The 10,259-nt window shown below is 73.6% G+C and carries 9 protein-coding genes; 5 read left to right on the forward strand and 4 right to left on the reverse strand.

The genetic code is table 11. From position 1 onward, the window contains the following. The first annotated feature begins 73 nt into the window (after nucleotides 1-73). The 3 genes from AB0912_RS22835 (at nucleotide 74) to AB0912_RS22845 (ending at nucleotide 2,294) form a co-directional block, all read left to right on the forward strand. Nucleotides 74-631 carry an SAV_6107 family HEPN domain-containing protein gene (locus AB0912_RS22835; protein WP_366702565.1) on the forward strand — a complete coding sequence of 186 codons (558 nt, stop codon included), beginning with the start codon at nucleotides 74-76 and terminating at the stop codon, nucleotides 629-631. A 219-nt stretch (nucleotides 632-850) separates the two neighbouring features. Further along, nucleotides 851-1,621, forward strand: coding sequence for a methyltransferase (locus AB0912_RS22840; protein WP_366702567.1), 771 nt, complete (start codon nucleotides 851-853; stop codon nucleotides 1,619-1,621). A 274-nt stretch (nucleotides 1,622-1,895) separates the two neighbouring features. Continuing rightward, nucleotides 1,896-2,294 carry a DUF3040 domain-containing protein gene (locus AB0912_RS22845; protein WP_366702569.1) on the forward strand — a complete coding sequence of 133 codons (399 nt, stop codon included), beginning with the start codon at nucleotides 1,896-1,898 and terminating at the stop codon, nucleotides 2,292-2,294. 200 nt (nucleotides 2,295-2,494) lie between these two features. Here the strand turns inward: AB0912_RS22845 and AB0912_RS22850 are convergent, their stop codons facing one another. From AB0912_RS22850 to AB0912_RS22865, 4 genes are all read right to left on the reverse strand, one after another. After that, a complete protein-coding gene (locus tag AB0912_RS22850) occupies nucleotides 2,495-4,885 on the reverse strand; it encodes a DUF3488 and transglutaminase-like domain-containing protein (protein ID WP_366702571.1) in 2,391 nt (796 codons plus the stop codon). Continuing rightward, nucleotides 4,882-6,246, reverse strand: coding sequence for a DUF58 domain-containing protein (locus AB0912_RS22855; protein ID WP_366702573.1), 1,365 nt, complete (start codon nucleotides 6,244-6,246; stop codon nucleotides 4,882-4,884). Before AB0912_RS22855 ends, AB0912_RS22850 begins: the two co-directional genes overlap by 4 nt. Continuing rightward, nucleotides 6,246-7,283 (reverse strand): MoxR family ATPase, encoded by a 1,038-nt coding sequence (locus AB0912_RS22860; protein WP_366702575.1) that lies wholly within the window; start codon nucleotides 7,281-7,283, stop codon nucleotides 6,246-6,248. Before AB0912_RS22860 ends, AB0912_RS22855 begins: the two co-directional genes overlap by 1 nt. Nucleotides 7,284-7,607: 324 nt before the next feature. Continuing rightward, nucleotides 7,608-8,156, reverse strand: coding sequence for a carbonic anhydrase (locus tag AB0912_RS22865; protein ID WP_366702577.1), 549 nt, complete (start codon nucleotides 8,154-8,156; stop codon nucleotides 7,608-7,610). Nucleotides 8,157-8,581: 425 nt separating this feature from the next. Between AB0912_RS22865 and rsmH the strand changes: the two genes are divergently transcribed. Further along, the gene (gene rsmH / locus AB0912_RS22870; protein ID WP_366702579.1) at nucleotides 8,582-9,586 is read left to right on the forward strand and encodes a 16S rRNA (cytosine(1402)-N(4))-methyltransferase RsmH; all 1,005 of its coding nucleotides are present in this window, start codon (nucleotides 8,582-8,584) and stop codon (nucleotides 9,584-9,586) included. A gap of 22 nt (nucleotides 9,587-9,608) precedes the next feature. Next, nucleotides 9,609-10,166 carry a hypothetical protein gene (locus AB0912_RS22875; protein WP_366702581.1) on the forward strand — a complete coding sequence of 186 codons (558 nt, stop codon included), beginning with the start codon at nucleotides 9,609-9,611 and terminating at the stop codon, nucleotides 10,164-10,166. Nucleotides 10,167-10,259: the final 93 nt, after the last annotated feature.

Here is a 10,259-nt window from a genome sequence, read left to right on the forward strand (position 1 = left end):
GGATTGTCAGTGGCATACCGCACGATGGGCACATACGGCCACAGTGCCGTCACACGACGACAGGAGGTTCGTCATGGCCAGCTCGTCCGCAGCCGCCGCCCGTCGGCGCCGCGCCACCGGCCCTGCCCCCTCACTGACCGGTCCCGCCGGCGACGTGCACCCCGTGCTCCGCCGGGCCACCGCACCGCCCGCCGCTCTCGACCTGCTCGCCCAGGCCCGCGCCGGCCTCGACGAGGCGGCGGCGCTGGAGACACCGAACGAGCGCTATGCGACTGCCCACTTGGCGGCACTTCGAACAGCCGCGGCCGTACTCGCCGCCCGGGGCCGGCCGGAACCCACCTCCCGCCGCCGGGCCCGTATCCGCAGCGCCTGGGAGGTCCTCCCGGAGATCGCGCCCGAACTGACCGAGTGGAGCGCGCTGTTCGCCTCGGGGGCGGACCGCCGCGCCCGCGCCGAGGCGGGCATCCGGGGAGCGGCCGGCACCCGCGACGCCGACGACCTGATACGCGACGTCGCGATGTTCCTGCGGCTCGTCGAGCGCCTGCTCGTGCTCCAGCCCGTGCTGCCTCAGCCCCGCCAGGACCAGGACGCGGAGGCGGACCGCGAAGGCCGGGTCCCGGACGCGGGGTGAAAGGCCGGCTCCGGCGGCGGGCCGACCGGCCGGTTCCGGACGCGGGCTGAGCCGGGCGGGGGAGCGGGGCCCGGGAGCGCCGGGCCGCGTGAGACGGGGGACCGGTCACGGCGGCTGAGGCAATAGGGTGGAGGCGCCTGCCGCCTCCCGCTCCTGCCGGGAGGCCCGAAGATCGCTCCGCCGTAGATGTGGCGGTGCCGCGCCGAGGAGTCAACTGCCGTGTCGGACCCGATGCGCCCCCGCGCTTCTCTCCGTACCGCCGTGGTCTGGGAGGTCCTCAAGGACGCCCTCGACCGCCGGGTCAAGGCCGCCGGACGGGAGTCGCTCGACGTCCTGGACACCGGAGGCGGCAGCGGCAACTTCGCCGTGCCCGTCGCCCGCCTCGGCCACCGGGTCACCGTCGTCGACCCCAGCCCGAACGCGCTCTTCGCGCTGGAGCGCCGCGCCGCCGAGGCCGGCGTGGACGACCGGGTGAAGGGAGTCCAGGGCGACGCGCACGGCCTCTTCGACGTGGTCGAGCGCGGCGGCTACGACGTCGTGCTGTGCCACGGAGTCCTGGAGTACGTGGACAACCCGGCCGAAGGCGTCCGCAACGTGGTGGACGCGCTGCGGCCCGAGGGCGTCCTCAGCCTCCTCGCCGCCGGGCTCGGCGGCGCCGTGCTCTCCCGCGCCCTCGCCGGGCACTTCAAGGAGGCCCGGCACGCCCTCGATGACCCGGACGGACGCTGGGGCGAGGGTGATCCTGTTCCGCACCGCTTCACCGCCGACCAGCTCACCTCCCTGGTCACCGGCGCGGGCCTGCGGGTGGCCGCCGTACACGGGGTCCGGGTCTTCGCGGACCTGGTGCCGGGAGTCCTCGTGGACACCGAGCCGGGCGCGCTGGAGGCCCTGCTGAAGCTGGAGGCGGCGGCGGCCGAACTCGCCGCCTTCCACTCCGTGGCCACACAGCTCCATGTGCTCGGTGAGGCCCGCGGGACCGCCGGGGGCTGAGTGCCTGCCGTGGTGCGCCGCTGATCAGGGGCTTGGCGTCAGATGGAGTACGCCACAGACCACCCGATCGGGTGCTCGGCGCCGTATGATCGAGGGAGACCGTCCGGCATGACGGGCCGTTCACTGGGGAATGCACGCCTCAGTGGATCGGGGTGCCATGGCGGGTTCCGGTTGGCGAATTGGCGTAGAGGGGCGGGTTTCACGGGGGCGATTCCCTGCCTATCCTGAAGGGGACCCCCGGTCGCCCCGGCGACTGCACGATGAGGAGGACTCCGTGCCGCTCTCGGAGCACGAGCAGCGAATGCTCGAGCAGATGGAGCGAGCGCTGTACGCCGAAGATCCCAAGTTCGCGACAGCGCTTGAGGGAAGCGGGCTGCGTACGTACACCCGGCGACGGGTCTACCAGGCGGTCGCGGGCTTCCTGGTGGGTATCGCGCTCCTCATGGCTGGAATGGTCGCGGTTCAGATCTGGCTGAGCGTGGTGGGCTTCCTCGTCATGCTGGGTTGCGCGGTGCTTGCCGTCACCGGCTGGCGCAAGGCTCCCAAGCCGGGCGAACAGCCGGCCGCGGCGGGCTCGCCCGCCGCTCGTCGTCAGGGCCGGCAGCGCCGTTCCGTGATGGATCGGATCGAGCAGCGCTGGCAGCGCCGTCGCGACGAACAGGGCGGTCACTGACCTCCGGTGTCCTAGTCGACGGTCTCTGCGAGACCTCCGCGTGAGGAGGCGTCCACCTCGTGGGTGGACGCCTCCTCACGCGCTTTTTTCTGGCGGGGGCGCCTTCACCGGGTTCACCGCGCCCGCACAGCACGCCCGCACAGCACGCCGGCGCAGCCGGGAGACCCGGCTGCGCCCGCACGGTGATGTCCTTCGGTCGCTCAGGGGTTCTGGCTCGTCGGGCGGCGGAGGACCGTGTCCAGCCGGGTCGACCATGCGGATGTGAAGGCGGCCCACCTCGTTCTCGTCGACCAGGCCACCCGGATGGCTGAACGGGGGGCGAGGAGTGCGCGGAGGCGGGCGGCGCGGGTCGCCGAGGCACGCAGGGCCGCCTCGATCCGCCGGGCGTCGTCCGCGAGTCCCGTCACCGGGCGCGGACGCGGAGCGTAGAGCACCTGCTCCACCGCCATCGCCAGCCGGTGCGCCGAGGCCGAGGCCTCCGGGTCCAGCTCGCCGAGCCGCGCGATCCGCTCGGCGGCCCTTCTCGGGGTCTGCGACTCCTCCGGCGCGATCCCGTAGTCCCACGCCGTGTCCGTCACCTCCAGCCAGGCACCCAGCGTGTACGCCGCCACGTCCGTCTCGCTGTGGCCGTGACCGCCGAGCCGGACCGCCCGGACCCTCCTGCGCCACAGCGTCGGCAGCAGCGGCACGACCAGGACCAGGAGTCCGGCCAGGGTGAGTCCGAGGATCTTGAACCAGGGCCAGTCGTCGTCGGACGGGCCGACCGGCGCCACCGTCGACTGGTCCGGGCAGGCCTGCAGCTTGCGCATCTGGGGCGAGCAGCTCTCGCTGGCCGACGGAGCCGCGGAGGGCGCCGAGGAGGCCGAGTCGGAGGGCCTCGGCACCACCGGCAGGTCGTTGCCCGGCGTGTCCGACTGCGTGTACTCCGGGGCCGTGCCCCGGCTCGGGGTCGGCTCGAAGCGGGTCCAGCCCACGCCCTCGAAGTACAGCTCGGGCCAGGCGTGCGCGTCCCGCAGGCCCACCGACATCGATCCGTCCGCCTGCGGGGTGCCCGGCGTGAAGCCGACCGCCACCCGGGCCGGGATGCCCAGCGTCCGCGCCATCGCCGCCATCGCGAAGGAGAAGTGGACGCAGAAGCCCTCCTTTTCCTTCAGGAAGCGGGCGATCGCGGCGGAGCCGCTGCCGGCCTGCACCTGGGTGTCGTACCGGAAGTTGCCGCTGACGGCGAAGTAGTCCTGGAGCTTGACCGCCTGCTCGTAGGCGTTGTCCGAGCCCTCGGTGACCTTGCGGGCCGTCCGCGCGACGACCGGGGGCAGCGACTCGGGCACCTTCGTGAACTCGCGCCTCAGCGCGGCCGGCGGCTCCGGAGCCTCCGCGAGCTGCTGCGCCGTCGGCCGCACCATCAGGCTCGTCACCTGGTACTGCACACCGCGGGTGTTCTGGCCGTGGTCGCCGACGAGCGTGCGCCCCACCGGCTCGTACCGCCAGGAGCCGCTGATGTCGACCCTGCTGGCCGGGTAGGGCATCGGCAGCCAGTCCTGCCCGTACCACTCGGCGGCCGAGATACGGGTCTGGATCGCGGACCGCCGGACGTCGCCGCCGAGTCCGATCGGCGTCGGGAACGTCTTCGGCACGTCCTCGATGCGCCGCTGGGCCGGTTTCCAGGCCGTGCCGTCGAAGTCGTCCAGCGCGACGATCCGCAGATACAGGTCCTGCGTCTCGTTCGTGTTGGTGCGGTACGTCATGACCGTGCGGTCCTCGTCCACGTTCAGGCTGTCGCGGAGCGAGACCAGCGGGTTCACCGCGGAGATGGTGCCGCCGCCTCCCGGGCCCTTGCCCATGCCCCGCCCCGCGCCGTCCAGCAGACCGCCGTCCAGGGACGGCAGGGCGAGCGGCACGACCAGGGCGATGCCCAGCGCGACCGCGCCGATCCGGCGGCCGGTCCTGACGGGCGCGACGGCGCCGGTGGACGGCTCGGGGCCGGGCGCCCGGGAGGCGCCGCCGAAGACGCGGCCCCACTGCGAGAGCCGGTCGCGGCCCTCGGCCAGCAGCAGCATCAGATAGCCGGCGGCGGCCAGCAGGAACCACAGCCAGGCCGCGCCCCCGCCGGCGAGGCCCGCGGCGACCGAGTACAGCGCGAGGAGCGGCAGGCCGGCGGGCGCGGCGCTGCGGTAGGTCACCGCGAGCGCGTCCACCGCGAGCCCGATCAGCAGCACACCGCCGACCAGCATCAGCCGGATGCCGTCGGAGAGCGGGGCCGGGATCGAGTATCTGCCGACGTCGTCGGTGCCCGCCTGGAGCAGGTCGCCGAAGTGCCGGAAGACCTCCGGGCCCGGCACGATCAGCGCGACGGCCTGGTGCCGGGCGAAGACCAGGGTCAGCAGCATCAGCGTCACCAGCGCCTGCGCGGCCACGGTCAGCGGCCGGGCCAGCGGGACCCGCCGGGTCAGCGCGCCCACGCCGCTCTGCACCGCCAACAGGAAGGCGGCCTGGAAGAGCCAGGTCGCCGGATCCACCAGCGGCAGCAGCGCGCAGGCGGCCATCAGCGTGGCCGCGGTCGCGCACAGTGTCAGCCGGGCTCGCCCGCTCATCGGCCCTCACCCCCCGCGCTGGTCCCCGTCGACGCCGCGTGCGTGCGCAGCCGGTCCGCCTCCCGCCACAGCCCGGCGAGGGTCGCCCCCCGCGGCACCGTGACGGCGGTCCAGCCGGCCTCGCGCAGCAGGCGCAGCTTGTCCTCGCTCCTGTCCAACGGGCCGGACAGGTCGCCCGGTTCCCGCACCCACGCTTCACTGTCCACGAGGAACGCGACCGCCCCGCCGCTGCGCTGGCGCATCTTGCCCAGCACCGCGGCCTGTTCCTCGTCGAGATCCCCGAGGAAGGCGATCAGCAGCCCCTCGTTCCCGCCGCGCAGCACGTCGTAGGCGGGAGACAGGCCCACGCCGTCCGAGTGGTCGATCACGGCGAGCGTGTCCATCATCAGCCCGGCAGCGTCCGCGGACTCCTGGTTCGCGCCGGTGAACCCGTCCGCCCCCTCGCCGGGTACCGAACTGCCGGTGTCCGTCAGCAGCCGCACCGAGAAGCCCCGTTCGAGCATGTGCACCAGCGTGGACGCGGCACCGGAGACGGCCCACTCGAAGGCCGAGTCGGGGCCCGCGCCCCGGAAGGCGACCCCCCGGGTGTCGAGCAGCACGGTGCAGCGGGAACGCTGGGGCTGCTCCTCGCGACGGACCATCAGCTCGCCGTAGCGCGCGGTCAGCCGCCAGTGCACACGGCGCAGGTCGTCGCCGTAGCGGTAGCCGCGCGGGATGATGTCGTCCTCGCCCGCGAGCGCCAGCGACCGCTGCCGCCCGTCGCCGTACCCCTTGGCCTCGCCGGTCAGCCGCACCGGCGGCAGCGCCTCCACGCGCGGGATGACCGTCAGGGTGTCGTACGTGGAGAAGGAGCGGGTCAGCTCGCACATCCCGAACGGGTCGGTCAGCCGGAGCTGCAGCGGGCCCAGCGGGTAGCGGCCGCGCAGGTCGGAGCGGACCCGGTAGGACACCTCGCGGCGGCCCCCCGCCTCCACCCGGTCCAGCACGAACCGGGGGCGCGGGCCGAGCACGTACGGCACGCGGTCCTGGAGCATCAGCAGGCCCGTGGGGAGCCGCGAGACGTTGTCCATGCGCAGGTGGACGCGGGCCTCCGAGCCCGCCGGCACCCGGCCGGGGGAGAGCCTGCGGCTGCCCGCGACCCGGTAGCGGGTGCGGTACAGCACGGTCGCGCAGACCAGCGGCAGCACCGCGAGGAGCAGTCCCACGCGCAGCAGGTCGCTCTGCCCGAGGACGTAGGCGCAGATCGCGGCGGCCACACCGGCGGCCAGGAACGACCGCCCGCGGGTGGTGAGCCCGGCGAGCGCGGTGCGCAGGCCGCCCTTGTCCTCCTCGGCGGTGTGCTCCGTGCCGCCGTGGCTCATCACAGCCTCCGGGGCGGCTGCTGGCCGAAGGCGGGCGCGCCCCGGCCCAGCGTGAGGCCGGACTGCTGGTGGGGCGCGGCGGGCACGGCGGTGTGCTGGAGGATCTCCTGGACGACCTGCTCGGCGGTGCGCCGGTTGAGCTGCGCCTGGGCCGTGGGCAGCAGGCGGTGCGCGAGGACCGCGACGGCGAGGGACTGCACGTCGTCCGGCAGGGCGAAGTCACGGCCGCTCAGGGCGGCGGACGCCTTCGCGGCGCGCAGCAGGTGCAGCGTCGCGCGCGGGGAGGCGCCGAGTCTGAGGTCGGGGTGGGTGCGGGTGGCGGCGACCAGGTCCACCGCGTACCGGCGGACGGAGTCGGCGACGTGGACCGTGCGCACCGCGTCGATCAGCTTTACGATGTCGTGCGCGTGGGCGACCGGCTGGAGGTCGTCCAGCGGGTTCACCCCGCCGTGCACGTCCAGCATCTGGAGTTCGGCCTCGGCGCTCGGGTAGCCGATGGAGACCCGGGCCATGAAGCGGTCGCGCTGGGCCTCCGGCAGCGGGTAGGTGCCCTCCATCTCGACCGGGTTCTGGGTCGCGACGACCATGAACGGGCTGGGCAGCTCGTAGGTCTGCCCGTCGATGGTGACCTGCCGCTCCTCCATCGACTCCAGGAGCGCGGACTGGGTCTTCGGCGAGGCGCGGTTGATCTCGTCGCCGATCACGATCTGGGCGAAGATCGCGCCCGGCTTGAACTCGAAGTCCCGCCGCTGCTGGTCCCAGATGGAGACACCGGTGATGTCCGAGGGGAGCAGGTCGGGGGTGAACTGAATACGCCGCACCGAGCAGTCGATGGACCGCGCCAGCGCCTTGGCCAGCATGGTCTTGCCGACGCCGGGGACATCCTCGATCAGAAGATGCCCCTCGGCGAGCAGCACGGTCAGCGAAAGCCGTACGACCTCAGGCTTGCCTTCGATCACTCCTTCCACCGAACTGCGGACACGCTCCGCAGTGGCGGTCAGATCAGTGAGGCTCGCTCGATCGTCATAGGTCGTCACCCGGCCCTCCTCGGCCCTTTCTCGGGCCGACGCCCTGTGCGGACCGGCCCACCCACCCCGAAACACGGACACCACGCGCGAACAGTTCCGCGTGACGCCACATCCGCATTCTTGTTGCCGTTACCGGTTCGTGTCACTCGCCTGTGGACAACTGGCTGCGATATGTCAGCTCTTACGGTCCTTTGGGCACCGTACGGCCGGGGTTTTTCGTGAGGAGAGGGTCCCACGCGCCGAGGACCGGGGCGACCTGGGGCTTCCCGCGCGCGATCACCGGCCCGGACCGGACGCGGGCGGGACCCGCGCCGGCCCCGGGCCGGAACCCGGTCAGGCGGGGTCGATCTCGCGGAGCAGACCCGTGGTGACGTCGAAGACGAAGCCGCGCACGTCCTCGGTGTGCAGCAGGAACGGCGAGGTGCGCACCCGCTGCATCGACTGCCGTACGTCCTGGTCGACGTCGCGGAAGGCCTCGACCGCCCACGCCGGGCGCTGGCCGACCTCCATCTCCAGCTCGTGCCGGAACTCCTCGGTGAGGGACTCCAGGCCGCAGCCGGTGTGGTGGATGAGGACCACGCTGCGGGTGCCGAGCGCCCGCTGGCTGATGGTCAGGGAGCGGATCACGTCGTCGGTGACCACACCGCCGGCGTTGCGGATGGTGTGGCAGTCGCCGAGTTCCAGGCCGAGCGCGGCGTGCAGGTCGAGACGGGCGTCCATGCACGCGACCACGGCGACGTGCAGTACGGGGCGCGCGTCCATCCCCGGGTCGGTGAACGCGGCGGCGTACCGCTCGTTCGCCCCGACGAGGCGGTCGGTGACGGTGCGGTCCGCGGCTATGGCGCCTTCGGGTTCGACGGGAACGGAGGCAGAAGTCGTCATAGCCATGACGTTACTGGTCACGCGGGGAGTAGTCCTGCTGTGGGAGGGGACAAAGAATGCCATCGTGCCTTGTTGTGAGGTAATCCACACGGGCGGTGACGGCCGGGCCGTTCGGGTGATTCCGGCCGGTACGCGGCTTCGCTCCGAGCGGCGCCCGCGACGCGCATGCCGGTTGATTGACCGCGCGACACCGTGGACTAAAGTGACGCGAAGCGGGAGGCGAGGCTCTCCCCGCTGGACTGTTTTCCCTGGAGACCCGGCGACTTTCCGGCGTCTCCCCACGTGCGCGGCGCGTACGTACGGCTCGGCCTCCTCCCGCTCCCGGTCGGCTGACGCCATTCATCCGGCGCCAGCGGGCCTCCCCTTCCCGAGCGGGTGGGGACCCGGCGGTGCGTATGGCCGCGCCGGACCTGAGAGGGCCCGGAATGCAAGGGCGCGAAGCGCTTCCGACCGAGGACGGCAGCGAGCGACCGGAGGGGCGGCGGCACGTCCCGGTCATGCTCCGGCGGTGCCTGGACATGCTCGCCCCGGCCCTCGCCGAGCCCGGCGCCGTGGTCGTCGACTGCACCCTCGGCCTCGGCGGGCACAGCGAGGCACTGCTCACCCGGTTCCCCGGCGTACGGCTCGTCGCCCTGGACCGCGACAAGGAGGCGCTGCGCCTCTCCGGAGAGCGCCTGGCCCCCTTCGGCGAACGGGCCACCCTCGTGCACGCCGTCTACGACGAACTCCCCGAGGTGCTGGAGCGCCTGGACATCGCGCGCGTCCAGGGCGTCCTGTTCGACCTCGGCGTCTCCTCCATGCAGCTCGACGAGGCGGACCGCGGTTTCGCGTACGCGCAGGACGCCCCGCTCGACATGCGCATGGACCAGACGACCGGCATGAGCGCCGCCGAGGTCCTCAACACCTACCCGCCCGGCGAACTCGTACGGATCCTGCGCGCGTACGGCGAGGAGAAGCAGGCCAAGCGGATCGTCTCCGCCGTCGTGCGCGAACGCGAGAAGGAGCCGTTCACCAACAGCGCCCGGCTCGTGGAGCTGATCCGCGACGCGCTGCCCCAGGCCGCCAAGCGCACCGGCGGCAACCCCGCCAAGCGGACCTTCCAGGCGCTGCGCATCGAGGTCAACGGCGAGCTGAGCGTCCTGGAGCGGGCCGTGCCCGCGGCCGTCAAGGCGCTGGCCGTCGGCGGCCGTATCGCCGTGCTGTCGTACCACTCGCTGGAGGACCGGCTGGTGAAGCAGGTGTTCGCGGCCGGCGCCGCCACCACCGCGCCGCCCGGACTGCCCGTCGTCCCCGAGCGGTACCAGCCCCGGCTCAAGCTCCTCACCCGGGGTGCCGAACTTCCCACCGAGGAAGAGGTCGCCGAGAACCGGCGAGCGGCACCCGCCCGGCTGCGGGGAGCGCAACGCATCCGTGAGGACGCCGCCGAGTGAGGCGCGGGGAGAAGGAGGGCGAGTGAGCGGGAAACCCGAACTCAGGGGGCGGGCCGCCCGGCTCGCGCGGCTCCTGCCGGCCGGTTCCGGACAGGCGGCCCGCACCCCCTTCGTCCTGCTGGTCGTCCTGCTGCTCGGCGGCGGCCTGATCGGGCTCCTGGTCCTGAACTCCGCCCTCAGCGAGGGCGCCTTCCGCCTCGACGACCTCCAGAAGGACACCAAGAGCCTGACCGACGAGGAGCAGGCGCTCCAGCGCGACGTGGACGCCTACTCCGCCCCCGACGCCCTCCAGCGCCGCGCCCGGGAACTCGGCATGGTCCCCGGCGGCGACCCGGCCTTCCTCAACCCCGACGGCACGGTCCTGGGCGTCCCCGGGTCCGCCGCCCGGCAGTCCGCCGCCCGCACCCCGGCGGCCCCGCCGCCCGAGGTCCTCGCCCCGGTCCCGGCCGGCCCGAGCCCCGATCCGGCCGCGTCGACGGGCTCCGCCGCGCCGCCCGACGCCGGGCGGCCCTCCCCGGGCGCCCTCGCCACCGAGGCCCCCTCCCCGTCCACAGAGCCCTCCACGACCCCCGGCAGGTGACGGAAGTGTCCGACAGGGAACCGCCCCGCCGCCGGGTGCCCGGCCCCGCCCGGCCCGTGCGCCCCGGTGACCGGCGCCGGCCGGGCCCCGGCG

This window comes from Streptomyces sp. NPDC007084 (assembly GCF_040703595.1).
Lineage (GTDB): Bacteria > Actinomycetota > Actinomycetes > Streptomycetales > Streptomycetaceae > Streptomyces.

Excerpts from the sequence above, each read along its gene's own strand:
- AB0912_RS22835 (WP_366702565.1), top strand. The coding sequence starts at position 74 with ATGGCCAGCTCGTCCGCAGCCGCCGCCCGTCGGCGCCGCGCCACCGGC.
- AB0912_RS22850 (WP_366702571.1), bottom strand. The coding sequence starts at position 4,885 with ATGAGCGGGCGAGCCCGGCTGACACTGTGCGCGACCGCGGCCACGCTG.
- AB0912_RS22855 (WP_366702573.1), bottom strand. The coding sequence starts at position 6,246 with ATGAGCCACGGCGGCACGGAGCACACCGCCGAGGAGGACAAGGGCGGC.
- AB0912_RS22865 (WP_366702577.1), bottom strand. The coding sequence starts at position 8,156 with ATGACGACTTCTGCCTCCGTTCCCGTCGAACCCGAAGGCGCCATAGCC.
- rsmH (WP_366702579.1), top strand. The coding sequence starts at position 8,582 with ATGCAAGGGCGCGAAGCGCTTCCGACCGAGGACGGCAGCGAGCGACCG.